The following is a 26,056-nucleotide window of genomic DNA, read 5'->3' as shown; positions in this document are numbered from 1 at the left end:
CTTGAGATGAAGAGTTCATCATCCAGTACCAGGGTGGAGGATTTACAGGACTCAGGGCTTCTAGCAAAAGTGCGGTCGCCCCAGTTCCGTACCTGGTTCTTACTTATCGTGGTCGGGCTGATCGTCGTGTGGCTTTCAGTAGAGGCTTTCCCGCTGGCGTGGGCACGCCTGATGCAGATGGTGGGAGCATGGAGCACATTGCAGGCAGCGAGCGGGAGCGCCATGTTTGCTCCCTTCGCGATCTTGCTCCTGCAAGTATTGTGCTTTCTGGCGGCCTGGGCGATACTCGCGCTGGTCGTCGTGCGCGAAGTCCTCGCGTTCAAAGATACTCCAGGGCAGGTGCGCAGCGCCCCTGCCTTGAGCGTCGCCAACGTGCCCGCTCTAGCTCCGATGCCCGCGCCGTCCAGAGAGCAGGACGTGGCAGACGCCTCTTCGCCACCGGACACCGCCAACGCGGACGAGGATGAGCAGAATCCATTTGATATGAGCGCGGCTATCTTCGATCTGCCCTCTGATCCAGATGAGACAGAGCAAGAAGAAAAGCTCACTCCAGCCATCGTCGAGGAGGAAACGGTCTTCGTCTACGGCGATCCGCTGGCTGACAATCTTCCGGAAATCTTTAGTTACGATATAGACCTGATGCGCGATGTGCAAGAGATGCAAAACGCCCGCGCGCAAGCGCAGGCCAACCAGGTGGATAACAGTAACTTGAAAGAAGAAATGGATAGCAGCAGCAATAGAGATAAAAAAGAACAGAATGACGACGAAACAGCAAAAAAGGCAGGCAGCGCTCCTCAAAGCAATACTAAGAAAGAACAGGATGACAGCGCTCACACAAAAAAGGCTAACAGCGATGATGGTGGCAGTGGCACAAAAGAGCAAGAAGACAAAGATCAGGTGGAGAAGGCCAGTCGCGACGATAGTCGTCCGGATCAAGCCGTCAAGGTAAAGAGGAGCAGAAAAAAAAGTAGTACAGGCACAATCGCTCAAGAAAAAAAGCCATGAGTAAGGAGATTCAATGATGGAAGAGCAACCGTCTCCTCCGCGTCAGAAACGCAAATTGTTCGCGCTGTTATTACTGGTAATAACAGCGCCTTTGATGATGGGAGCGCTTTGTAACCTGGGTCCCCCTACGTCAAATTTACAGGCACCAGGAGGCATGCAGTTCTCAAACTCAAACACATTCAGTGCAAACAACTTTAATCATCTCAAAATGTTTGACGAAAATAACGGTTGGGCGACCACCATTGATGCGGTCATGAGAACGACCGACGGTGGAAAAACCTGGGTAGAGGTGACGCCAGCCGATTGGGAGGCATCGGACCAGTCGAAGCCGAACCTCCAGGGCATCATCGCCACCTGTTTCTTAGATGCCAATCATGCCTGGCTTGCCGTAGCAGAAAAAATGTCGCAAGCAGATATGAATGCCCAGGCGACCGCTATGAGCAATATTGCCGCTAACCCGGTGCCGACAGTGGATGTTCATGGTCAGCCAAGCATTGATACAAGCCATATGCCCACGATAAGTATGTCTATCTATGTGCGCTCTACAGTGGATGGTGGCAAGACCTGGATGACCTCCAATACCCTGTCTATAGACAATCCGGCAGGGTCCAGCGAGATACATTTTATCAATCCGCATGAAGGTTGGATGGAACTGGCAACAAAAATTGCCAGCTCAGGCACCTCTGTCGGCAACCTGTACCATACCACGGACGGTGGTGTAACCTGGGACTCACAGACGACCAACTTAACCGGGACCGGGGCTTCAGTCGCATCCGTGATCTCTGCCCAGGATGGTGTTACTGGCATGACCGTCGCGAGTTCAGCGCCTTGCCCACCGGACTCGCAAGGTCCTCTCAGTTATAGTCCTTGTGCGCAAGATGATGGCTCAACGGTGCAGGGCTGTACGGTCACACCGACGCAGTCGATTGTGGGATGGGCCGGGGCGGTAAATACAGGGCACACGTTACTCATGGATACTCGTGATGGTATCGACTGGTCGCAAGATTATACGAATGCATTGCTCGCGCCAGGAGGTGCACCTGACCAAAACAACGATTCATTCTTTGTCTCTTCGCCCCCGACAATATTTGGGGATGGGAGCGGTATCGTGCCAGTGCAGATCAATCCCAAAGGCGGTGATCTGTCGCACCTCTTTGTACACTTATTTTCCATGAAGATAGATCCCACTGGCTCATATACCATAACGGATGCAGGCCCAACCAGCAATTTCGACTCGCCGATCGTTGATCTGGCACATACATTGTCCGCGCCAGATGCGCAACATGTCTTTGTGATCGGCTATGAATACAACACCAACGGCAACACCGATGGCAATGCGAATCTGTATGAGCTCGTCAATGGAGGATGGCAGAAGCTGAACGTGCAACCTGATGCGACCATTCCCTCACAGCAATCCGGACCATTCAATGTCTCCCTGGTTAATCTCAATTTTATTAGCGACAACGAGGGATGGGCCACCAGCGGCGAATCTCTCTACCACATAATAATCCATGGCGCAAGCGCAACATTGTCCTTGATCTCGACCGCAATTACGGACCAGGGCAATCTGACCGACCCATCTGTAGCGGCGGATCGGTATACGCTTATTAAACGTGAGCCAGGGAAACTGATACCAGCGCCGAAGAATCCGCCGGCCTGTTATACGAAAAATACTACGAGCAATCCAGGTCCTTCAACGTCTAGTGGTCTGCCCGCGCATACCCTGACCGGCTACTGGCAAAACTTTACCAATGGCGCGAAGCCGCTGCGGCTGACCGATATCAATACCAACTATGACCTGATCGCCGTTGCCTTTGCCAACGCCGATCCGACTAATGAAGGAGGAGTGACCTTTAGCGTCGATCCCAATCTCTCAAGGGCGCTCGGCGGCTACAGCGATACTCAGTTCATTTCCGACATCGCCTCGCTGCACCAGCAGGGCAAGAAAGTCATTCTTTCGGTCGGTGGACAAAATGGGTCGATCAGTGTCGCCAGCGCAACGGCGGCAACGAACTTTGCCCATAGTGTCTATAGCTTGATGCAGAAGTATGGGTTTGATGGGGTCGATATTGACCTGGAGAATGGCCTCAACGCAACCTATATGGCCAGCGCGCTCCAACAGTTGTCCGATCTGGTTCAGTCCGGTCAGCAGTCTTCCATGGGCGTTTCGCCAAACTCCGTCACCCATCTGATTATCACCCTGGCACCACAGACCGTGGATATGCAATCGACGCAGGCCTCGTACTTCCAGTTGGCGCTGAAGATCAAGCATATCCTGACTATCGTGAATATGCAGTATTACAACTCGGGTACGATGAGTGGCTGCGATGGCAATGTCTATTCAGAGGGAAGCGTCGACTTCCTGACTGCGCAGGCATGCCTGCAGGCCCAGGGAGGATTGAGTCCCAGCCAGATCGGACTGGGCTTGCCCGCGTCTACGCCTGCTGCCGGGAGCGGCTATGTCAATCCCTCGGTGGTCAAGTCCGCAATCAGTTGTCTGTCCAGCGGACAAAGCTGTGGCTCGTTCAAGCCCTCCCAGAACTACGCGATTCAGGATGTGATGATCTGGTCGATCAACTGGGATGCATTCAATAATTACAATTTCGCGAAAACTGTGAAGGGTGGGTAGGGTAGATAGCGAAGCAGATATGAACCACCCCGAACTTTTGAAAAAGTTCACAAAACCGGGAGGTGCAGGAGGGCAGGCCGCCCTCCTGCACCTCCCGCATTGGGAACGTGAAATCCCTGTTCAGATTTTTCAAAAATTAGGGATGACTCATAGTGTTGATAGATGAAGTAGAGAAACGGAAATATTGGATGTCTAAGCAAAATGAAGCACAGGCATTTATTCTGGAACGGAAAATAAGACGTCGTAGATTGCTACATGCAGGCGCGAGTTTGGGTCTGGCGATGTTAGCAAGTGAAGAGTGGATCAAGGATATGGTGTTAACACACGGGGAGGCGGTCGGGAAAACGAATGGAGCAGCATCGGGTCTGGTTGGTTACTGGCCGTTAGATGATGCGAGTGGCAACCAGGTAGCCGATCTCTCCGGCAATGGCTATCATGGAGAGCTGAAAAATGGTCCCGTATGGATGAGTGGCAAAATTGGCGCGGCCCTGGCTTTTCAAGGCACGAACACAAGCGTTGATATCGGTCAGAGCGTGCTCGATACCAGCAAGAGCTTCTCCGTCGCGGCCTGGGTGCAACTCTCTGATCTGAGCAACTGGCACACAGCCGTCAGTCAGGATGGCACAAATATTAGCGGCTTCTATCTCCAGTTCACGCAGAGCGGACAATTTGCCTTCAGCCTGGTAGATACGGACTCGACCTCCGGAACGACGATCCGCGCGACCTCAAATTTCAACCCGGTCATCAATACCTGGTATCACCTGGTCGGTGTATATAATGCCAGCACAAAGCAGAGCAGTCTATATGTGAATGGTGTCCTTCAGAGCACCCAGAGCGTTCCAGCGGCCTGGAACGCCGGTGGTACAACGGTTATCGGGCGAGCCAGATGGGAGAGGGATGTAGAATTCTGGTCAGGCTTGATCGATGAGGTACGTCTCTACAATCAAGCCCTGGGAGCAACAGAGATCGGCAATCTCTGCAAATCTGCACCGATGATTTCACCGATACGGCCTCCCGCTGTACCACTGATTGTACGCAGCCCCTATGTGAACACCTGGCAGTGTAGCGATATCGCTCCCGGCACCTGGCCAATCTTCTGGACTGGCGATATCAAGGCTATTACAGGCATTGCGCGCATCGATGAGAACGTCTATTGCTTTTTGGGCTCGCCGGGTATAAATGCGATGGAGCAAAACCAGTTGGAGATCACGCCGACACAATCGCGCTATGTCTTCCAGGGAGGCGGGATCACACTCTACCTGACATTTCTTTCGCCAGTCGAGGCGACGGACCTCAAGCGGCTTTCACAGCCCTTTGGCTACATTCTCGCGCAGGCGCAGAGCAACGATGGCGCTACACATACGGTACATCTCTATTTTGATATTTCTGGCGAATGGGCTCATGGCGCGAGTTCGACCTTGATCAACTGGCAGGTGCAGCAAGTTGCGCATCGCACGGGAACGCTGACAACGTTCACTATCACTCCAGATTCCCCAACGCTGCTGGCGGAAACGAAGGATTATCCCTCGTGGGGCCAGGCTGTCTGGGCCGCAAACACAACCGCCAATTTGACCTACCAGAGCGGCCTGGCTCCTACCGTACGTACGCAGTTCGTGACGCAAGGGAAGCTGAACAATAGCATGGATACCAATATGCCGCGTGCGATCAATGACAACTGGCCGGTTTTCGCGTTTCATTTCGCGCTCGGCGCGGTAAATGGGGTGGCAAGCAGTCCGCTGGTGCTGACTCTAGGCCATGTGCGCCAGCCAGCCGCGAGCTATCTGGGTCAACCTCTGCCTCCGCTCTGGCAGGCATACTGGTCGAGCTGGCAACACATGCTGGGAGACTTTTACGATGATGTCGTTGGGGCAGTGAACCGAGCCAATGCCCTCGACACACATATTACAGCGGCAGCGATCTCGGCGAACGGCGTTCACTATGCCGCGCTCTGCGCTCTGGCGACGCGCCAGGCGTTTGGGGGCATAGAACTGGTGAACACTGCCGTGAAGCCCTGGCTGTTCTTGAAAAACGGCAATATCTCAACGGTCGATGCCATTTATCCCGCATTTCCTATTTTCTATTATCTCAATCCCACACTCATCAGTCTGTTACTCTCGCCAATCCTTACATATGTGGAAAGTGGCCTCTGGCCAGAGCGGTTCTGTGTTCATGATATTGGCACATCTTATCCGAATGCTGCTGGCCATAACGATGGGGGAAGCGGGAGTGGGAAGAATATGCCGGTTGAGGAATCCGCGAATATGCTAATTATGGCCGCGGCCCATGTGCAGCGGGCCGAAGCCGACGCAGCCGCGACTTTTAGCCAGAAGCATTATAAAGTGCTCAAACAATGGGCCGACTATCTTAATACTCCAAATAAAGATCCCAGCCGGCCAAACGCGCTGGATCCGTTGTATCAGTATCAGACAGATGACTTTACCGGCTCGATCGCACATAGTAGCAATCTGGCCCTCAAGGGAATCATTGCGATTGGCGCGATGAGTAAGATCGCGAAGGCGGCGGGAAATCTCGCGGACCAGCAGTTCTACACCGATACAGCCAACAGCTTGATAAAACAGTGGCAGCAATTTAGCCAGGATCCAATTCAGGCGCACCTGAATATCGCGTATAGCGAGTTTGATACTCCACCAGATACCGGCATAGGTTCCTATAGCTTGAAATACAATGCCTTCCCCGATACATTGCTTGATCTACATCTGATCCCATCAGCAGTTGCTGCTGAGGAGGCTACCTGGTATCAGAAGATGGAACAGGCATATGGCATTCCGCTCGACTCACGGCATACGTACACGAAAGCGGACTGGCAGATGTGGACGGCTGCCGCGACGGATGTGGTTGACCTGCGCCATTTCCTGATTGACGCGCTCTACCATTTTTATCAAACCAGCCCATCCCGAGTGCCAGCGACGGACTGGTATGATACTGTTACGGGCCGGCAAATTGGCTTCCAGGCTCGCCCGGTTGTTGGTGGCTTCTTCGCGCTCCTGGCGCGCCATTAGCTCAACCCCATCTCATTGGAGGGGGGCGACGTGTTATGGCGTCGTCCCCATATCCGCTTCTGGTCCCTTCTGAAATAGTTCCATCAGGATACGAACTTAGACTTCTATTCCTACCTTCCAGCCTATTGCCCCCTGTTTTGTGTTATACTGGCATCGATTACATCGCGTAAGCCCTCCAGAAGGGCAGAGGCGCGATTTCTCTATCGTTCAAGATATTTTTGGATAATAATAAGTGTATTTATGAAGTTCGCCTCTTATTCTCTGGTGACGCAGATTGGAAAGTCGCCTTTAAGTAATACCTATCTTGCTTCTTCCATTGGCCTGACGGAGCGCGAGGTAGTGATCAAGATCTTTCATGCTTCATGCCTGGGACCCGGCTATGAGGCAAGAGACTTTTTGCGCGATGCGGCGCGCCTGCAACAACTGAACCATCCCTATCTGCTACCAGTGCTCGATGCCGATGTCGAGCAGCAGCAACCATTTGTGGTCAGTCCCCATCTTCCCCATGGTTCGTTACGCAACCACCTACGTACGCTCCCACCTCCCCGGTTGTCGGTGGCCCAAACACTGCGGATGGGGATTCAGATCGGGCAGGCTCTCAACTACTGCCACGCCAACAATCTTCTCCACGGCCATCTCACGCCGGATAATGTGCTTTTCGCGGACGATGAGACGGTGCAGCTTGCCGATTTCGGACTCGCGTCCCTCATCGATGAGAGCATCTCCGACGATACGCTTCAGTCTCAAGGCGCAGCGTACCGGGCGCCAGAACAGCTTATGCATCTGGTGAGTCGAAAAAGCGATCAGTTCTCGCTTGGCTGTCTCCTCTATGAATTACTCACGGGGACACTCCCCGACGTTTCGTCTGGCTCTCCGCTTGCGCCCTCTCTCCTGGCCCCGCATATACCGGAGTCGTTAGACGCGACTCTGCTCAAAGCCCTGGCCCGCGAGCCAATGGCACGTTACGAGAGCGTAAACCGACTGGTCGAAGCCCTGCAGGCAATATCCATACCAGATGAGAACATGCCCTCCTCACGCTCTCACGTATGGCCCCTCTCTGAATGTAGCTCTGGGTCTCCTCGTACTTCTATTACCCGTTCCGATCCTCCGCAACAGAATCGTTTTGTTTTCCCTTTCGTGCGAGAGTCATCAGTTAGCTATCACCGTGCTCTCTTCCCGCTTGAGCTAGAGGACATGGATGGTTCAGGAGAGCCGAAAGTACAACCACCATTCCTGGGAGAGCCGAAAGCACAACCACAGATGATACTGGAGATGCCGTACATAAACGCGCTGGAGATGGAGGCCGATACGCTTGCCGAACCTGTGCTACCATCACAAGCCAGCGATGGTTCGAAGAGTTCGCACGTAGCTGTGGCTGTATTTAAGCCCTGGTTTCGCTCCAGATGGTCGCTTCTGTTGCTCCTGGCACTGATTCTCCTTCTGGTTGTCGTGAGCAGCCTGTCTACCTATTTCTTCGTGCCGAGCGGCTATCTGGCATGGCGAGCGGCTCCCATAGTGCCAGCCCCGACGCTGACCGCGACTGCTCGACAACAGATATATACACAAGCGGCTGGCGGGACGCCTGTGCTCGATGATCCATTGACGGTGGAGGATGAGAATCAATGGCAGATCGAGTCCACGGGGCACAATGAAGATGGCTGCAACTTTACAGGCGAAGCCTATCAGGCTACAATCTCGAACACTGGACATTTTGTCCAGTGCATGTCTCAGACTACGAAAGTTAGTAACTTCGCCTACCAGGTGGAAATGTCCGTGATCGCCGGCGATGGCGGAGGCCTGGTCTTTCGTTCTAATGCCAACACGGAATATCGCTTTTGCGTCCACGCAAATGGCACCTACGATCTGGCTGGTGTCGCGCCTGAAGGTATTCTCTACCAGAGAAATGAGGCGCCGATCTATACCGGCCTCCATCAGTGGAATCTGTTGACGGTAGTAGCAAAAGGGAGCGATCTTTATCTGTATGTGAACAGCCAGATTGTCATGCATTGCCACGATTCTTCCTCCAGTAGCGGCAATATCGGCATCTTTGTGATCGCTGGAGGAAGTCCAACGACCCTGCAGTTCCGCAATGCGAAAGTGTGGAAGCTCTAATTTGCCCATTTCAAACACATTACGGAAACATCCAGGAATAAGAACCTGTGTCATATTGAACGCCATCCCTCTGATAAGTAAATGAATAGGTGATGGTGGCACCGGCGTTCAGACCGCCTACGGTGTATTGCCAGTTCCCTCCGTTGTTGCTCATAGTCACATTCTGCTGACTTGATCCGGCTACGGTATAGTGCAAGATCACATAGCCCGCCGTCCAACTACCAGGCGTAAATGTGAAGCTGGCAGCTCCTGCGCTAATGCGCGTCACACTCTGAGTGAAACCGCTTCCGCTGGAAGATCCAGCGGAAGTCCAGGAGTATGAACCGGTATCATATTGAACGCCATCCCTCTGATAGGTAAATGAATAGGTGATGGTGGTGCCGGACCCCAGACCGCCTACGGTGTATTGCCAGTTCCCTCCGTTGTTGCTCATAGTCACATTCTGCTGCATTGCACCCGCTGCTGTGTAATGCAGAATCACATAGCCCGCCGTCCAACCGTTGGGCGTAAAATCAAAAAGGGCGGTCGTTCCACTGGTGCTGGTTGCACCCTGTGTAAAACTGTTGCTCGGAACCGGGGGGGACGGTGGTGACGGAGTCCGGGCTGGTGCTGATGCTGGTGCTGATGGCACCGTTGGCGATTGGGTGAGCGGGGCATTTGTGGACTGTGGTTGCACCGACGCTGTCTGCTGGCCATCAGGCTGCCGAGGAGATTGTGTTGCAGGCTGCGGAGCAGGTTTTGACCCTGTCGGTTGCGGCTTTGGTCGTGCGGTCTGGTTCGGTGTCGGTCGCGGTTCTGGTCGTGCGGTCTGGTTCGGTGTCGGTCGCAGTGTTGGTGTCTGTGCTGGCGCATTGCCTGACCAATGACTGGCAATCGGGCGCGGCACCAACAAGTTGTTCGCAGCCAGCGAGTTGTTGAAGATACCCCCGCTCAAAGTGCCGATGAACGCGGTGGAGAGCGCCAGCGATAGTAAGAGCATAGATGATGGCTTACGTTGTACCGCATGGCGTTTCAATCTAGTATGGACAACCGTTGGGGATATCTGGTGCTGATCCCAGGCTACGGCCGCTGACTCAAGAGGGAGGTCGACGGGCTGTGAATAGTGCATAGTAGCTTCCGGCTCCGTCTCTGGCTTGACCGCATCCTCAAGCGCATCTATCATCTCCAGATCAAGAGCCTGCTCAAGCTCTCTTAATATTTGCAGTTCGTCAGTCTCTCCGCTTTCGACAGACTCTTCCAGATCATGGAGTTGCTCAGGTGTCGCCAGCACTTGCAGTTCGTCAGTCTCTATCCCTTCTTTGAGTTGTATCTGTAGTGGTAGCAACGCTGACGTGTCCAATTCCGGCTGTGTGCTAAACTCTTGCTCGCGAAGAGAGGTCAAGATGTTTTGATATTTCCCGGAGTCCGCCTCGCTAAAGGGAAATACTGGTTTTCTTGCTTCCTCCTGCGCTGACATCTGCGCACCTGGCCGATCATCGCGTATTTCAGCAGTGGCGATGGCGATATCAGTTTCGGTCACTGGAAACGATGATGGCGTGGAAGAGGCAAGTTCACCGGTATCGCTGTTACCGTTCTGCCTATGCGGGACATCAATCTCAGGTCGTATATCTTGTTTTCTGTTCCCCAGCAGATCATCTGTATCCTTCACCTGTAGTAGATTGTGACCCTCGTCCATTGTAGAATTTCTCTCCAGTGCCTGTATAGATTTGCCCGCTTTTTTCGAGAATATCAGAAGTGGGATGAGATAACGAGGGGGATGTAGGGACAGATTTTCTGACACCATCCCGAGTTGTGTGTAAAGGAAAGCCTTCCCAAATAGAGTGGTGTGAGACAATAATAGAGGCATAGGTTGTCCCTTTTCAACACATTCTTCATTTCTTGGAAAAGGAGAAAACTATGCCTGCTGCTAAGAAAAAGAGTACCACATCAGACACCGGCCTCTCAACGTCAAAGCCAGAAGTTCCACCACTCCCCGACCAACACGCCTTCCATGAGCATTTACGCGCTCTCACACGCAGTGCGGTACGCGTGGTCATCGAAGAAGTTATGCGCGAGGAACTGGAGCAATTTCTCGGCGCCGCCTGGGGCGAGAACATGGCTGAGAGGAAAGAGTATCGCAATGGAACCTACACGCGCGATCTGGCAACCTCGTCTGGCTCCATTGAAGACCTGAAGATCCCCAGGGTTCGTGAAGGCCACTTTCATACGCAGGTCTTCGATCGCTACAGCCGCTATGAACCTCATATCGCAGAGGGTTTGACGCAGATGTTCGTGGCCGGAGTCAGTACCCAAAAGGTCGGAGAAGTCGCGGAAACCTTGACGGGCGTCGCGCCCAGTTCTAGCACGGTGAGTCGCCTCAATCACACGTTGACACACCAATTTGAAACCTGGCGTGAACGCCCTCTGCAAGAGCATTGGCGGATCCTGTATCTCGATGGGGTGTACTTCACCGCACGCCATGGAGACCAAACCGATTCGACGGTGCTCTTAACTGCGCTCGGTGTTGACCTGGAGGGAAACAAAGAAGTGTTGGCGCTGCGTGCTTGTGCAGAGGAAAGCAAAGATGGCTGGAGTTGCCTCTTGCAAGATGTGCGCCGACGTGGGGCCACGCAGATGGATCTGATTGTGACTGATGGACATGAGGGGATTCTTTCGGCGGTTGACACGCTCTTTGCGGCAACCCCGCGACAACGCTGTGTGGTGCATAAACAACGCAATGTGATGAATGCCATCCCACATCGTGAGCGTAAAGAGGTGAGTACGGAACTTGCAGGCATTTTCAAACAAGAGAGCAATGAGGATGCACTTCTCAATTTGGCCGCGTTCAAAGCCAAATACCAGAAGCGCTATCCCGAGGTGCGTCCGTAATGTTTTTGCCTGTAATGCATAATGTTGCAGCAAGTAGAGAGGGCTTGCGTGAAAAACCAACTGACCGGAGATGGAAACGTCAGAAGGGAACAGAGCATGTTGGTAAAGCCGAGAGCTAGTGAAATCAGCAAGCTGGCTGCTCGGCGATTTCAAGATACGGCATGGTCAAAGCTATACTGCCTTAAACCCAGTGCCCTAGCCCTAATAGCGGGGGTATACACACGCTGGTTAACGTGTATACAGAAGAGCCTGTGGAGACCAGCTTCGGGAGTCTCCACACTCTCTGGCTCTCAAACGGCGTGAAGAAGCACGTGCAAGGACACGAACGGGAACCTAAACCATATCCAGTGCAGGTAAGAGTAAACGGAGATGGCCTACATCGGGATGCCTTAAGGCTATGGAAGAGACCCTGAAAACCCGACAGGGCCACGGAGCGTTCGTAGTAGTCAGAGGTGGGTAACGCCCACCACACGGCGAAGGGACGCAGGTGATGTATGGATACAACGGTGAGGCATGCGTAATGCAAACAAACCGACCCGAAAAACCATGCAGAGCTGGAGAGCCGGATACTGAGAAATTGGTCAGTCCGGTGTGCGCCGTGAGGCGCTTTGAGATATTCCTGTTACAGACAGGAGGAACTAGGGAAATGTTCTTGAGCCACCAGCTAACCCGGCGGCGAAAGCCAAACGGAACAAGAGCATGCTGAAAAAAAAATGACCCATGCTTGAAAGCGTTGTAAAGCATGAGCGTCATATGGCTCGCCCACCACGGGTAAAGCTAGACTGCTTAAACTCCAATCTCGACTTGGTGTAAGTGGCCCGCCCATCGGAAGAACGCTTGAAAACGATGTCATCTTCTGCTTTGGCTTGAACCGGAGGCCGAGGCAATCCCTGAAGGTGAAAGAAGACGAACGAAGTCAGATCAAGAGATGAGTGGAGACCCTAACGTGCGGCTAGAACGTATCTCAAAGACGTACCACGGGATTACCTACGAAGGGCGACCTTTAGGGTAACAGAGTGCCCATATGAGTCGTGGGGATCACGTCCCACCAGGGAGCGCTGGAAAGCAGCGTACAGGGCAAAGGGGCACAGGAACCTAGATACTCAGCAAAGCGAGGTATGCGAAAATGCAGGACGCCACAACAGTCCTGAGTATCATCCGAAACCGCGGTGAGCGAGGATTACCAGTAACCAGGCTCTACCGACAGCTCTACAATCCACAGTTGTACCTCCGGGCGTATGCGCGTCTCTACTCCAATGACGGAGCCATGACGCCAGACACCACGGGAGAAACCGTGGATGGTATGTCCAGGGAGAAAATCGCAGCCATGATTGGCCTCATCCGTCAAGAACGGTGGCGATGGACACCTGTGAAACGGATCTCCATTCCCAAAAAGAATGGAAAATTACGCCCGCTCGGACTTCCGTCTTGGTCGTCAAAAGTGATGCAAGAGGTGGTGCGTCAATTGCTCGATGCCTACTTTGAACCGCGCTTTAGCGAGCATTCTCACGGGTTTCGCCCAGGGCGCGGGTGCCATACGGCACTCAGCGAAATTGTGCAAACCTGGAAAGGCGTGCATTGGTATATTGAGGGCGATATCTCCGACTGTTTCGGCAGCCTGGACCATGAAGTACTCATGACTATCCTGGGAGAAAAAGTCCACGATAACCGATTTTTGCGATTGATCCGACACATGCTCCAGGCAGGGTATCTTGAAGAATGGCGCTGGCATGAAACGCTGAGCGGGGCACCGCAAGGCGGTGTGTGCAGCCCAATACTCAGTAATATCTACCTGGATAAGCTGGACAAATTTGTCGAGACGGTGTTGCTTCCCAAATACAATCAAGGGAAGCGACGAGCCAAAAATCCTGCGTACCAGAACATTGAAAATGCCATTGCCCGTGCCAAGCGTCGAGGAGATCGACAAGCTATCCGCATGTTGCGGAAGCAGCGGCGAAAGCTGCCGAGTCAACATCCTCAAGACCCCAACTACCGCAGACTCCGTTATGTGAGGTATGCCGACGATTGGGTGCTTGGTTTCAGTGGCCCAAAGGAAGAAGCCGAGGAAATCAAACGCGAACTGAGGACATTCCTGCACGATACGCTCAAGTTGGAACTGTCCGAGGAGAAAACGTTGCTGACGCATGCGCGAACAGGAGCAGCGAAATTTCTTGGGTATCAGATCGTGAGTCAACATGTCGATGACAAGCTCGACCATCGAGGGCAACGACAAGTCAACGAGATGGTAGCCTTACGAGTTCCCAAAGAAGTCATTGAACAAAAATGTGCATTGTATATGCAACGAGGAAAACCAGCTCAACGAGGCGTGCTGATCCGCGACAGTGATTACAGCATTGTCAGCAAATATCAGTCGGAATATCGAGGGATTGTCCAGTACTATCTCTTGGCTCACAATGTTGGCTGGTTCAACAAATTGCACTGGATTGCAGAAACATCGTTGCTCAAAACGCTGGCAGGCAAGCATCGATCGAGCGTAACGAAGATGGCAAAGAAATACAAAGCCACCATCGAAACGCCTCATGGACCAAGAAAATGCCTGCAAGTAGTGGTGCAACGAGACAACAAGAAGCCACTTGTTACGCATTTTGGGGGAATTCCTCTCAAACGGAAACAAGATGCTATCCTTGTTGATCGCTTCCCTCAATTCGTCATGACTAACCGGAGCGAATTACTTCAGCGGATGTTAGCCGACACCTGCGAACTCTGCGGATCCAGCGAGAAAGTAGAGGTCCATCATATCCGCAAACTAGCCGACTTGGAAAAGCCCGGACGAAGAGAGAAACCTGGATGGGTCAAACAAATGGCGACACGCCGACGCAAAACCCTGGTGGTATGCCGGAAATGTCACGAGGAGATCCATGCAGGAACATCCACCGCAGCATTTCGGAAACAGGGACCGGAGAGCCGGATGACACGGAAACGGTCCAGTCCGGTTCGGGAAGAGGGTAACGGACAAGGCCCGTGAGGGACCTCCCCGGTATCCTACTTCATTCGGTGGGGGGGTGACAGAAACCTAGCCTGGAAACAGGAAAAGGCGCTGGCTCCCTACCCAACGCCATACGAAGCCTGTGCGAAGATGAGGAGCACCTTCTGACCTATTATGACTTTCCGCCAGTTATGCACCGCTACATTCGCACGGCCAATGCCATTGAACGTTTTTTTAGCAATGTGAGGCAGCGAACGGATCAGAGTGACAGCTTCACGACGGAAACATCGTGTCTCACGATTGTGTGGGCCACGATGTTTCCGTTGATCTGCTGTTCCCACTTATTCGCTCGTTTGCTTGATCTCGCAAAAACGTTTTCTCAATAGAACGTTTCTGCTATTACACAACAATCGGGATGGTGTCCCTTCTTTCTTTCTTCTTTCTTTGCTGCGGGAGCTGGATGTCCCTGGCCGCATAAAAATGCTACGGTTTCCTTGCTCCGGCATCATCGACTTAGCCGTTCCGATGACCTGGTCTAACGCAACCTCATCGAAGGTTCAGTTATTTCATCCTCTCCGTTTTCCTCTAGCCCGGTTGCCTCTTTCGACTAGAAGCTTCCTTGGACATTACCCCTCGCTTTCCACCCCACCGTTACCAGCGACGCAGAGAGGGATTGAGGACAGCCCTGGACAAAGAGCTGGAAGCTTTTACCTATAACGTTTGCTTTGTCACATTATGTGTGCGCAGAGGACGAAAGAAGGCACGAAGATCTTCCGCAAGCAATGCTGGTTCTTCCATCGCAGCGAAATGACCACCTCGTGGCATCTGTGTCCAACGCTGCAGCCGCAGGGTGCGTTCTGCCCACTCACGTGGTGGCTGGTTGATCTCTTTGGGAAAGAGGGCAAACGCTGTCGGGACTTCAATATGTTGTCCCGACTGTAAAGGGGAAAGGTTACGAGCATTTTCAAAATAGAGACGCATTGAAGATGAGATTGTTTCTGTCACCCAGTACAACATAATATTCGTGAGTAATTCATCCTTGCTAAAACGCCTTTCCACCTCTCCTTCGCAATCGCTCCAGGCGCGAAACTTCTCGACAATCCATGCTGCTAGACCAGCCGGCGAGTCATTCAAAGCATACGCCAGTGTTTGAGGTCTGGTTGCGTGCAAATGTGAGTAGGCTCCCTCCTTCGCTGACCAGCGCTCAACCTCGTGGAGATAGTGCCTTTCTGCCTCTGATAGTCCCTGTGGATCAAGCGATGACAGTGCAGATCCCAGGTACGTGAGATGCATACCAATGAGCCGATCAGGATACATGAGTGCCAGGCGTTGCGTCACGCCGGAACCAATATCACCGCCACCTGCTCCGAAATGTGGATAACCAAGAACGTCCACCATCAAGCGTTTCCACAGGTCGGCAATCTGCATATTGGTTATACCTTGTCTCACTGGTCGATCGGAGAACCCGAAGCCGGGCAAAGAGGGAAGAATGACATCAAAGGCGTCTTCCGGGTCACCGCCATGCGCAGCAGGATCAATAAGAAGAGGCAACAACTTGAGCATCTCAACGAATGAGCCCGGCCACCCATGAGTAATAATTAATGGAAGCGGATTGGGTCCTCGCCCTCGTTCATGGATAAAATGGATTTGCATATCGTCTAGAAGAACTCGATAATGGTGCCACTGATTCAGCCGTGCTTCCTCGGCGCGCCAATCAAACGTGTTTCTCCAGTAGTCAACCAGTTCCCGCATATATTCACGGTTTGCTCCATAATCCCATTCCGCCCCCTCGACCTCATCAGGCCACCGTACTCGCTCCAAACGCTTCGTTACATCATCAAGAATTGTTTGCGCAATGCTGATAGTGAATGGTTCTTGTTGCATCCAACATATCTCCTTGACAGGTGATTGTAACCTGTTATTATGCTATTTATACGTTACAGTGTAGAGCTATTGATGGTAACCTGTCAAGTCATTTTTAATGGTTACCAAAAAGGAATAAAGGAAGAAGGATGTGAGCACAGTCATCACCAAAGAATTTGAGTTGGTTGGTGGAGATATCTGTCTGGATTTCGCCAATACGGAGTGTGTAAAATATTTTGGCTCTTCCGCACTTTCCGTGCTCCATCATCCAGCTTTCAAAACCTTTTGGCGTAAGAGCGGGAAACCACCTCGCCCATACATGGATCGCTTTATATATTTCAATTTATTTATTTTTCCTTCGACAGGTCCATTGCTGTACGGAAGAGTGAACGCTGCGTGGAGAGCAGAACCTTCTTTTTCCAAGCCCTGAGCAAAGGTCACCAGGTCGCTAATCCCGCTCAGTTGGCAGTCCCAGAGCCAGGTATCCAGTGGTTTGGCGTTGTGCACTGTGAGCATCACGACAAATTGTTGGACTAATCCATAGGCTGTTTCGATGCTTGGTACTTTTCGCAGCAGAGCAAGGGCCTCTCGTTCTTGCTTCTCCAGATGTTCAGGATTGTGAAGAAACAGCCAGGCAAGATGGCGCGGAGCCAGTTTGTTTGTTCTCGTCTGCGTGTTTTGTTGCGTTTGGTCGGCTGCCTCAGCTCTCTCGTCCTGTTGAAGTTGAACCCAGCGGTAGACCATCATCCAACTACCAGTAAATCCACGCTCTTGCACATCCTTCCATAACTGGTCGATGGTGCGGCATCCTGCTTCCCAACGCTCTTGCAGATATGGGCGATATGGGTCAATCGCGCTCTTGGTGCGAGGAACTCGCTGAAATTCAGGAAAAGTGGAGGCCTGAACAAACTTGCGAACCGTTTGCCGGCTGATCTGGAGTTGTCTGGCGATCCCCTGAATAGTCCCTCCTTGCTTGGATAACTCCACCACCTGATTGTAGAGTGCCAGGCGTCGGTTTCGTGAGCCCTCGGAGCGAGCTCGCTCGCCACTGGTTCTCTTCTGACGCGGCGCAATCGTCAAGCTGATTTCCGCTCTTACCTCCTCTGGCATTTGGGTATGACTGAGAAATCGCTCGACAGCTTCCCGAAGATTTTTTAACAGATGCCAGCGATCTATGACTTGTTGGGCTTGTGGTGCGCCTTCAGTTGCCCCACGTAGGTAGTCCTTGGAACGATCTCGGCTGATAATTTCGACGCCTGGATGCTTCCTGAGCCAGTCGGCAAAGGTTTCTGCGCTCCTATCTTCCAGCACATCAACTGGTTGGTGACTTTCTAAATTGATGAGGATCGTCCCATAGGTGCGCCCGCGTCGAAAAGCAAAATCGTCCACACCCAGGATTCGGGGCGTTGGTGACGGTGGGGCCTTCTTTTTGGCTCGTCGGAGAAGTGTATCGGCGCTCACTGGCATGGCTAATTGCTCGGTGAGTCGTGAGCCTGCTTGTCCACTGAGAACAACAGCGATGCCATCCAGCAATGTTGCTAACCGAGTCGTTTGCCGGGCTGAAACGGGAAGACTAGGCAAGCGTTCGGCAAAGGTTTGTCGCTGGCAAGTGTGATTCAAGCAGCGGAAACGCCGCACTCGTAAAACAAGCTGGACAATGTGACCGCTGACCGGCAAGTCTTGTGGTGAGCGTGTGTAATAACTATGGATATGAGACGAAACGTGTTGGCAAGATGGGCAAGCCGCTGTGGGACTAGTGGCACAGGCCGTAATAGTTAGGATCTCCCTGATATGTGTGATGTGTTGAATGGCAAAACCGGATAACGAGAACGGAAGCATTGGCAAGAAGGAGCACCTCATTCATGATTTTATTGGAGGCAAAACAATTTCCCTCCATCTTTTTCTACGAATAGGGGTTGCAAGCCCAGCACGGAAAGTGCGGAAGAGCCAATATTTTGTGTAAATAATACGTAATACGTGATACGTAAGACGTAACGTATAATAGGATGAGGAAGATGGAAGAAGAGGAAAAACGTATGACCATTCGACGCGAACTCATTGATGAACTGCTCAAAGAATGCAGCGATCCGAAACAGCTGCTCGCTGAAGGCGGATTTCTCAAACAACTCACTGGCGCGTTGATCGAACGCTGTTTGGAAGCAGAGATGGAAGAACATCTCGGCTATCCTAAGCATGGCAAGCGCACTGAAGAATGCACCAACGTCCGCAATGGACGCAGCCGCAAAACCCTCAAAGGATCACAAGGAGAGGTGAGCATTGACATGCCACGGGATCGTGATGCCAGTTTTGAGCCTGTCTTGATCCCCAAGCATGAAACACGGCTGGAGGGCTTTGACGAGAAGATCCTGGCGCTCTACGCCCGTGGCATGACGACCCGTGATATTCAAGCGCAGATCCAGGAGCTCTATGGTGTTGACATTTCAGCCACGTTTGTCTCCAATGTCACCGAAGCCGTGCTTGATGAGGTGCGTCAGTGGCAGAATCGCCCGCTGGAGGTGCTTTACCCGATTGTCTACGTGGACTGCCTGGTGGTCAAAGTACGGGAGAACCAGCGCATCATCAATCGCGCCCTCTATCTGGCTTTAGGGGTCAACATGCAGGGCCAAAAAGAATTGCTTGGAATGTGGTTAGGCCACAACGAAGGCGCCAAATTCTGGCTTTCCGTGTTCACCGAGTTGCACAATCGGGGACTCAAAGATATGTTTGTCGCTTGTGTGGATGGGCTCACTGGCTTGCCCGAAGCCATCGAAACGCTCTATCCGCAGACCCAGGTCCAACTGTGTATGGTGCACATGGTGCGCAACTCGCTCAAATATGTGTCCTACAAGCACCGCAAGGAGGTGGCCGCCGACTTGAAGCAGATCTATGCCGCCGCCACGGAAATGGAAGCGGAATTTCAGTTAGAACTGTTTGCAGAGAAATGGGACCCAAAATATGCGAGCATCAGTAAGTTATGGAGAAGCCACTGGAGCCATGTTATCCCGTTGTTTACCTATCCAGAAGATATTCGCAAAGTGATCTATACCACCAACGCAATTGAGTCAGTCAACATGTCATTGCGCAAGGTGACACGGAACCACCGCATGTTCCCCTCCGAGGAAGCCGTCTACAAAGTCGTGTACCTGGCCATGTTCAATATTGCCAAAAAGTGGACCATGCCCATTTACCATTGGGTGCCAGCGCTCAATTGCTTTGCTTTGCTCTTTGGGGAGCGTTTTCCCCAATAGAGCAAAATACATACACAAAAGTCTTGACAGACTCAAGCCTGGTATGAAAAAGACGATACCATGGGGCATCGCAAGCTCGGAAAAATTCTGCATATGGGGAAAAATCGGGTGAAGCGAGTGATGAAGAAATATGGTATCACTGCGCGGAGAAAGAGAAGAAAGTACACCTATCCGGGAAAAGCGAAGAGTACGGTGCCCAATTTGCTCCGTAACCCTGAAAAAATCCGTGAGCAGTTCGCACAACAAACGGGTATTTCAACCGATCAGGCCATCCTTCCTGGTCTAGAAGAAGTGATGTTTTCCGACATTTTTGAGATCAAACTGGCTGACCAAACCAGGATTCGTGGATGCTTTGCGCTGTGGAAACAGACGAGGCACATTCTGGTGATGGCCTTCGAGTCCCATATGCGTGCTGAACTGGTGGTGAACACGATCAACCTGATCAACGATGCGATCCCGCTGGCCATCTTTCATTCAGACCAGGGAAGCCAATTTGGAGCAGCGGTAACACAAGCAGCTTTACTTGAAAAGGGATTTCTTCGTTCGATGAGTCGTGCAGGGACGCCAACGGATAATGGCTATGCCGAGCGATTTGTGGGACAGTTTAAGCTCTCCGTTGCGGAGCGTCGGCGGTATGAAACGCTTGGGGTGTTTCTTCAAGCAGCAGAAGATTGGATCAACTTCTACAATGAAATCCGACCACATGAGGGACTGAATGATCTCTCGCCCGATCAGTATGCACAAGCGCATGGACTCCCCATTGCTGGGGAAATACGATTAACGACGGCACCGAATCGGATTTCTGTACAGGCAAACGCAGCATTGGCAGCAAAGAGTGTACCATATTGACAAAAGAAGCCAAGGGGCGCTATCGCTTTTGCCTTTGACTTCTTCCGTCAATATGGTACGAAAAGTGCGTGCCAATTAAAAAACAGAAATGGTTTTGGCTTCCATTTCGTGATCAGTTTCGTCCTCCGTATATATCCATCATTGGGTGTATATAGAATTGGGTACTTGACACCGGAGCGTGAGGAAGCAGGCGTTCCCTCTACCGCTTCCTACTGCGTTGGCTGTATATCTCGAATAACATCCGGCGAGCCGTAAAATCCAATATCTGCCCCTCCTGAAGCGAAATCGATCATTATATTCCTCCTCTCGTCTCGAATGGCTCCTGTATCCGTCCGCCGAGGCCTTCCAGACCCGTCGTTACTTCCTCCACCATCAGGTGTCTCTAGAGCGTAGTATTCTGCTGCAAGTCGTGCTTCTTCTCTGGCTCTTGTATCCGTCCGCCGAAGCCTTCCAGACCCGTCGTTACTTCCTCCACCATCATGCGTCGCGTAGTATTCTGCTGCAAGTCGTGCTTCTTCCCTGGCTCTTGTATCCATCCGTCGCAGCCTTCCAGACCCGTCGTTACTTCCTCCACCATCATGCGTCGCGTAGTATTCTGCTGCAAGTCGTGCTTCTTCCCTGGCTCTTGTATCCATCCGTCGCAGCCCTCCTGACTCTTGAGCAGAATCCCCCGTTCCTAATCCTCGCAGCCTACGACGAGCATTGGCCTCCTCTTGCATTCTTCGCTGTTCATCCGCTGTCCATCCATCTCCCCCTTGCCCCGTTTCCGTCATTCCTGATCTCTCCTGTGCGGCACGCCGCCGTGCTTCATACAGCTGTGATCCACATTCATGAAGCTGCATAGCCCGAATTCTAGTTGAAACAGTGTATCGAACGCCATCAGGTGAAAGAGTGGGTGGAGCGACTTCATGGAGTTGTTGATGGGATTCACGCTCTTCATAACGAGGAAGAGGTTCATCCGTACCATCTCGAATAGGATTAAACGCTGATCTATTGTCCCCATTATTCTGCCGGTTCCCTGTTTCTCGCTGCCTGCCTGCATCCCCCCGGTTACCTGTTCCTCCCCGGTTATTTCTTCTGAAAATTCTATCCATTGAGCTTCATTCCTTTCTGATATACGCATTTTGCGCAAAATATTTATTAATTCACTTTATTTTTCAATTTATATAAGAGCGTGTCTGACTCTCATGATGATGGCTTGCAGCCTGCATGGGTTTTCGCACGTTCGGTGCTCAGAATTCCGTTATGTATTCGTGCAGGGGGCGCGCATCAGCGCGCCCCTGCACGAATACATAAAACCAGTGCGGCTGCGGAGCGGACGCGCGTGCGGGGGCGAGCATGCACCCCCTGCATGACGGAAGTCAGACACATTCTAATCTTAGATAGGGATAGAGAAAATATATAAAAAAGAACAGAAGAGAGGACAGCCGCCAGACCGTCCCCCCATACGCACCTTAGCCCTCCGTTCAGGAAGAGGTCCAGACGGCACAACTGTCGGTGGTGTACTGAACTCCATCTTGCTGAAAGCTAAACCAGTAGGCGACAGGCCCTTTTTGGCCCAGGTTGTTCGCGGTATACTGCCAACTCCCATCTTCGTTGCTCATCTGCGACTCATGCATCGCCCCTCCAAGCGCGTCATAGCGTATGGTTACGGCACCAGGACTCCAACCATCGGGCGTAAAGGTGAAGTGAAGAGCGCCGCTGCCGGCACTGGTTACTTGCACGTGAAACGGTCCGCTCGTGATCTTCGTTGTTGCGCTATTCGGGTTGTTCTCGGCAAAAGCCATGTGTTCTTGCGGCATCACGATTGCAGGGGGAGCACCCGTGACGCCACCCCCACCGGTACTGACGACAGTTTTACCACCTCCAGGGGGAGGACCAAAGGATATCAAGTAATTCGCGCCGCTATCGGAAAATGTGCTGGTCAGGTCATCATAGGCATAACTATAGGCATCGGGACAGCCGCTTTTAAAATAGGCGGCATAGTTGACGGGCCAGGTAGTGGGCTTGCAGTTGGTGGCGTTATAATTGCCCCTACAACAATATTGATCGGTATTGAAGGCGTTGCAGGCACTATTGCAAGCAACTGTGCGTCCGCTGGAATCGATGATGCGCAACGGACTGGGGCAGCCAACGTTCAGATCCGTTCCACAGCCGGCAACACCGCACCAGTAATGGTCACCTGCCCTGGGGGAAGCACCTCCAATGGGGGAAATGGTCATGGGAACGTTGAAGCCATCCACATAGCTCACATCATAGGTATCCTGGCCGTCCGCTCCGTCCAAAGTAAACTCAGCCAGGCTAGCGGGGGTAGCTCCGCCCGCGCCGTTACACTTCAAGACGCCGCCACAGTCCCCGGTCTCACAGCGGCCGGTGCCCGTGCCATTAAAAGAACAGTATGTGCGACCCCAAAAACGGCCTTGCCAGTTATTCGATACCGTCACCGAGAAGGTTGAGCCAGGAGCCATCTCCCATCCCCCGCCCGCGGGAGCCGGAAAGCCGGGGTTCCCTGAGGATCCCGCCCAGATGGTTTCCGACGTGTCGTTGACAAACGAAAATGTGCGTATCCCACCGCTGTCCGCTCTAACACTCGACGGTGGTTGAACAACACATGGCCAGAGCATAACGATAAGCAGCAGCGTCACGCCCCCAATGAGTGCGGTCTTCAACATGCATTTCATATTTTTCTCCACTGTTTGTGGTAGCGTTACTTTATTGAGAGTATCCCAATAATGATGGAAGAACGAGAGGAATAGAGGGACAGAATTTGCCTTCGCGAAAGTCATTCTTTCTCACCACCCATATGCATGAGAAAGATGTCACCTACTTGATAGTTTTCAATATTGCGCCAGAACAGCCAGATATTCTATTTTTAGACAAGTAAGTATTATTACTTATTTGTTACAAAGTATCGTAATGTAACTTGCAGATATGGTACGCTCAGTTGAAGAGATCACAAAGATACGGGAGGGATCCTGGTGAATATCCATCCATTAAAAGTAGAACGAGAGAAGCATGGCTGGTCACGGGCCAGGCTAGCTGAGATCTTAGGTGTCTCCGTCCAGACCGTGATGCGCTGGGAACAGGGACGGACCACGCCTTATCCTCACTATCGAGAGCAATTGTGTAATCTCTTCGGCAAGAATACCAGAGAACTGGGCCTGCTGGCACAGGAGGATACTGGCGCTGAGGCGAACAAACTCGGTAATAGCGTTGCTCTATCTCTCTCCTCAGCGCAAGCAAACTCGCCGACTGGTCCCATGCCGCGCGCAGGCACGACCCAGAGCCTGACAGGGCGCGGTACGCTGTTACAGCAGGTTAAAGAGTGGCTCACCACGGGAAATGAAAACAATCTTGCGCGTATAGCACTCAAGGGCCTGCCCGGCGTAGGCAAAACGGCGATCGCGATCGCGCTTGCCACCGACCAGCAAGTTCAGGCGCATTTTTCCGATGGTATCCTCTGGGTTGGTCTGGGACCTGAACCGAATGTGCTGGGCTTGCTGATTCATTGGGGCAAACTCCTGGGCATCGAGCCTGCGGAAGTAGAGAATGCCGAGAGCCCAGAGGATTGGATCCGCATTCTGCATGCGACGATTGGCTCGCGCCGTATGCTGCTGATCATCGATGATGCCTGGAATGGAGAGGATGCTCTGACATTCCAGGTTGGAGGCAAGAACTGCGTGTATCTGCTCACCACGCGTCATCCTCAGGTGGCATTCACGTTCGCCCAGGAAGGAACTATCACCGTCCCCGAACTGACAGAAACGGATGGTCTGGCTCTGTTGGCGCGCTTTGTTCCCCAGGTTGTGTCGCGAGAGAATACGATCGCCCGCGCTCTGGTACGGGCTGTAGGAGGACTGCCGCTGGCGCTGGTACAGATTGGTAGACATCTGGAGAATATACTCCGCCCGGCTCAGCCCCAACGTCTCCGTACGGCTCTGGCACAGTTGCAAGATGCTGGGAAGCGCTTATCACTCGAACCCTCCAATTCCGTGCTTACCCCTTCACTCACCCCCGCGCTCACTCCATTTAAAGGTGCGCCGCTATCGGTACAGCGCACGATCGCGATCAGTGATCGCGCTTTAAGCAAACAGGCCCACGCGGCTCTGTCCGCTCTGGCAATCTTTCCGGCCAAACCGAACAGTTTTTCTGAAGAGGCAGCCCTCGCCGTCTGTCAGTTACCGGTCGACGTACTCGATGAACTCTGGGATGCAGGCCTGCTGGAAAGCGATGGGCCAGGCCGCTATAGCTTGCATACCACCATTGCCGATTACGCGCTCAATCTTGGTAATGCTCCTCTGGCGCACGGCTGGTGAGCTATATGCTTGACGATGTTCGACGATATTCTCGAACATCGCAGTCGGCGATACACTATTTCTTATTTCAAGGGAATGCCCAATTTAGTGGAACTCGTTATTCTGCACTACGGATCGAAAGAGAGGCTGGCTCTATCCCAACATCGTGTAGGGATGACGCCGACGAGTGCAGCAACGCCCCACAGGATTCGCGGATGATTAGATTCGCCTGTAAACGTACCTCCTGAGGGGATGCATTGCGTTTCTCCAGACGCTCGAAGAGGATCTGAGCCGCTTTCTGCCCCATCTCATACGTCGGTTGGCTTACAACAGTCAAATAGGGACGGAGAACCGATGACCACGCGAAATCATCGAACGAGACCAGGGCAATATCCTCTGGGCAACGGAGTTCCAGTTCCTTGAGTGTGTGCAGCACGCCAATTGCCAGCAAACCGTTCATTGCAAAGAGCGCAGTCGGACGTACTGCCGCCTGCGTCAGAAGTTGACGGGCCGCATACGCTCCACCCTCGATCCGTGAGTTTGCGGAGGCAATCAGCGTTGGTTCGATTGGAATATTATGTGATGCAAGGGCCAGCTTATAACCGGCGAGACGTTCTTGTGTCGTCGTAATGCCAGCAATGCCTGTGATGATGCCGATATGCTGATGGCCGAGTTGAATAAGATGCTCAACCGCTTTTCGTGCCCCGGCCATATTGTCGATCAGGATTGAATCAATTCCCCACTCGAAAAGCGAACGATCAAGGCTGACCAGAGGAAGTCGCTGTTGAGGTAATGGGCGGAGATAGGTATGGTCGCCAGCAGCAGCAGCCAGAATAAGCCCATCAACGCGCTTGCTCTCCAGGAGACGAATATAATTTTTTTCCTTTTCAGGATCTTCATCCGTATTGCCCAGAATCAGCGCATACCCATGCTGATTGGCCACGTCCTCCACCCCACGCACAACATGGGTAAAGAACGGATTCATAATATCGGAAATAATCAGGCCAATCGTATGACTGGTCTGTGTTTTTAAGCTCTGAGCAAGGCTATTACGCTCATATCCCAGAGCCTCAACACTTGCATGCACTCGTTGAGCAAGCTCCGGGCTGACATATTTATTGGCATTGAGCACTGCCGATACCGTTGCAACAGAGACACCCGCATGCGCTGCAACATCCTTAATCGTTGGTGGGCGACCAATCGAGTGCACCATATTCTCT

Annotated in this window: 14 protein-coding genes and 2 pseudogenes; 10 read left to right on the top strand and 6 right to left on the bottom strand. The window is 52.4% G+C overall.

Annotated elements, in window-relative coordinates; genetic code table 11:
- Positions 1 to 6: 6 nt before the first annotated feature.
- From KTT_RS03935 to KTT_RS03920, 4 genes are all read left to right on the top strand, one after another.
- Positions 7 to 1,005, top strand: a complete 999-nt coding sequence (locus tag KTT_RS03935; RefSeq protein ID WP_126594742.1) for a hypothetical protein — start codon at positions 7 to 9, stop codon at positions 1,003 to 1,005.
- 13 nt (positions 1,006 to 1,018) lie between these two features.
- Positions 1,019 to 3,634, top strand: a complete 2,616-nt coding sequence (locus tag KTT_RS36655) for a glycosyl hydrolase family 18 protein (protein ID WP_218030829.1) — start codon at positions 1,019 to 1,021, stop codon at positions 3,632 to 3,634.
- A 311-nt stretch (positions 3,635 to 3,945) separates the two neighbouring features.
- Positions 3,946 to 6,654, top strand: coding sequence for a glutaminase domain-containing protein (locus tag KTT_RS03925; RefSeq protein ID WP_160145620.1), 2,709 nt, complete (start codon positions 3,946 to 3,948; stop codon positions 6,652 to 6,654).
- Positions 6,655 to 6,894: 240 nt separating this feature from the next.
- The gene (locus KTT_RS03920) at positions 6,895 to 8,766 is read left to right on the top strand and encodes a serine/threonine protein kinase (RefSeq protein ID WP_126594740.1); all 1,872 of its coding nucleotides are present in this window, start codon (positions 6,895 to 6,897) and stop codon (positions 8,764 to 8,766) included.
- A gap of 19 nt (positions 8,767 to 8,785) precedes the next feature.
- Here KTT_RS03920 and KTT_RS03915 read toward each other — a convergent pair whose 3' ends face one another.
- Positions 8,786 to 10,441: a hypothetical protein gene (locus tag KTT_RS03915; protein WP_126594739.1), complete on the bottom strand. Its 1,656-nt coding sequence runs from the start codon at positions 10,439 to 10,441 to the stop codon at positions 8,786 to 8,788.
- A 221-nt stretch (positions 10,442 to 10,662) separates the two neighbouring features.
- Between KTT_RS03915 and KTT_RS03910 the strand changes: the two are divergent.
- The 3 genes and pseudogenes from KTT_RS03910 to KTT_RS03900 all read left to right on the top strand — a co-directional run.
- A pseudogene (locus tag KTT_RS03910) lies at positions 10,663 to 11,622 on the top strand (IS256 family transposase); the annotation flags it as partial.
- A gap of 1,138 nt (positions 11,623 to 12,760) precedes the next feature.
- Entirely contained in the window at positions 12,761 to 14,620 is a 1,860-nt protein-coding gene (locus KTT_RS03905) for a reverse transcriptase/maturase family protein (protein WP_126594738.1), read from the top strand.
- Positions 14,621 to 14,703: 83 nt separating this feature from the next.
- Positions 14,704 to 14,967 (top strand): annotated as a pseudogene (locus KTT_RS03900) (transposase); the annotation flags it as partial.
- 325 nt (positions 14,968 to 15,292) lie between these two features.
- On the opposite strand, the gene KTT_RS03895 reads toward KTT_RS03900, so the two are convergent.
- Both KTT_RS03895 and KTT_RS03890 read right to left on the bottom strand, forming a co-directional pair.
- A complete protein-coding gene (locus tag KTT_RS03895) occupies positions 15,293 to 16,465 on the bottom strand; it encodes an epoxide hydrolase family protein (protein ID WP_126594737.1) in 1,173 nt (390 codons plus the stop codon).
- A 243-nt stretch (positions 16,466 to 16,708) separates the two neighbouring features.
- Positions 16,709 to 18,283, bottom strand: a complete 1,575-nt coding sequence (locus KTT_RS03890) for an ISL3 family transposase (RefSeq protein ID WP_235845818.1) — start codon at positions 18,281 to 18,283, stop codon at positions 16,709 to 16,711.
- Between the two features lie 197 nt (positions 18,284 to 18,480).
- Here KTT_RS03890 and KTT_RS03885 point away from each other — a divergent pair, with 197 nt between their 5' ends.
- Together KTT_RS03885 and KTT_RS03880 are read left to right on the top strand one after the other, a co-directional pair.
- Positions 18,481 to 19,692, top strand: a complete 1,212-nt coding sequence (locus KTT_RS03885; protein ID WP_126599396.1) for an IS256 family transposase — start codon at positions 18,481 to 18,483, stop codon at positions 19,690 to 19,692.
- A 60-nt stretch (positions 19,693 to 19,752) separates the two neighbouring features.
- Positions 19,753 to 20,541 carry an integrase core domain-containing protein gene (locus KTT_RS03880; RefSeq protein ID WP_126594736.1) on the top strand — a complete coding sequence of 263 codons (789 nt, stop codon included), beginning with the start codon at positions 19,753 to 19,755 and terminating at the stop codon, positions 20,539 to 20,541.
- 382 nt (positions 20,542 to 20,923) lie between these two features.
- On the opposite strand, the gene KTT_RS03875 is transcribed toward KTT_RS03880, so the two are convergent.
- Both KTT_RS03875 and KTT_RS03870 read right to left on the bottom strand, forming a co-directional pair.
- On the bottom strand, positions 20,924 to 21,145 hold the full coding sequence (locus KTT_RS03875) for a hypothetical protein (protein WP_126594735.1): 222 nt from the start codon (positions 21,143 to 21,145) through the stop codon (positions 20,924 to 20,926).
- 862 nt (positions 21,146 to 22,007) lie between these two features.
- Positions 22,008 to 23,222 (bottom strand): thaumatin family protein, encoded by a 1,215-nt coding sequence (locus KTT_RS03870; RefSeq protein ID WP_160145619.1) that lies wholly within the window; start codon positions 23,220 to 23,222, stop codon positions 22,008 to 22,010.
- Positions 23,223 to 23,519: 297 nt separating this feature from the next.
- Between KTT_RS03870 and KTT_RS03865 the strand changes: the two genes are divergently transcribed.
- Complete coding sequence (locus KTT_RS03865; protein WP_126594733.1) at positions 23,520 to 24,857, top strand: helix-turn-helix domain-containing protein; 1,338 nt, start codon at positions 23,520 to 23,522, stop codon at positions 24,855 to 24,857.
- A gap of 97 nt (positions 24,858 to 24,954) precedes the next feature.
- On the opposite strand, the gene KTT_RS03860 is transcribed toward KTT_RS03865, so the two are convergent.
- On the bottom strand, positions 24,955 to 26,049 hold the full coding sequence (locus KTT_RS03860; RefSeq protein WP_126594732.1) for a LacI family DNA-binding transcriptional regulator: 1,095 nt from the start codon (positions 26,047 to 26,049) through the stop codon (positions 24,955 to 24,957).
- Positions 26,050 to 26,056: the final 7 nt, after the last annotated feature.

This window comes from Dictyobacter aurantiacus, assembly GCF_003967515.1.
In the GTDB taxonomy this organism is placed as follows: Bacteria; Chloroflexota; Ktedonobacteria; order Ktedonobacterales; family Ktedonobacteraceae; genus Dictyobacter; species Dictyobacter aurantiacus.
This window is presented reverse-complemented; position numbering and strand designations above follow the sequence as displayed.

Coding starts and splice junctions, on each gene's coding strand:
- KTT_RS03935 (WP_126594742.1), top strand. CDS start 7: ATGAAGAGTTCATCATCCAGTACCAGGGTGGAGGATTTACAGGACTCA.
- KTT_RS36655 (WP_218030829.1), top strand. CDS start 1,019: ATGATGGAAGAGCAACCGTCTCCTCCGCGTCAGAAACGCAAATTGTTC.
- KTT_RS03925 (WP_160145620.1), top strand. CDS start 3,946: ATGGTGTTAACACACGGGGAGGCGGTCGGGAAAACGAATGGAGCAGCA.
- KTT_RS03920 (WP_126594740.1), top strand. CDS start 6,895: ATGAAGTTCGCCTCTTATTCTCTGGTGACGCAGATTGGAAAGTCGCCT.
- KTT_RS03915 (WP_126594739.1), bottom strand. CDS start 10,441: ATGGACGAGGGTCACAATCTACTACAGGTGAAGGATACAGATGATCTG.
- KTT_RS03905 (WP_126594738.1), top strand. CDS start 12,761: ATGCAGGACGCCACAACAGTCCTGAGTATCATCCGAAACCGCGGTGAG.
- KTT_RS03895 (WP_126594737.1), bottom strand. CDS start 16,465: ATGCAACAAGAACCATTCACTATCAGCATTGCGCAAACAATTCTTGAT.
- KTT_RS03890 (WP_235845818.1), bottom strand. CDS start 18,283: ATGCTTCCGTTCTCGTTATCCGGTTTTGCCATTCAACACATCACACAT.
- KTT_RS03885 (WP_126599396.1), top strand. CDS start 18,481: ATGACCATTCGACGCGAACTCATTGATGAACTGCTCAAAGAATGCAGC.
- KTT_RS03880 (WP_126594736.1), top strand. CDS start 19,753: ATGGGGCATCGCAAGCTCGGAAAAATTCTGCATATGGGGAAAAATCGG.
- KTT_RS03870 (WP_160145619.1), bottom strand. CDS start 23,222: ATGAAATGCATGTTGAAGACCGCACTCATTGGGGGCGTGACGCTGCTG.
- KTT_RS03860 (WP_126594732.1), bottom strand. CDS start 26,049: ATGGTGCACTCGATTGGTCGCCCACCAACGATTAAGGATGTTGCAGCG.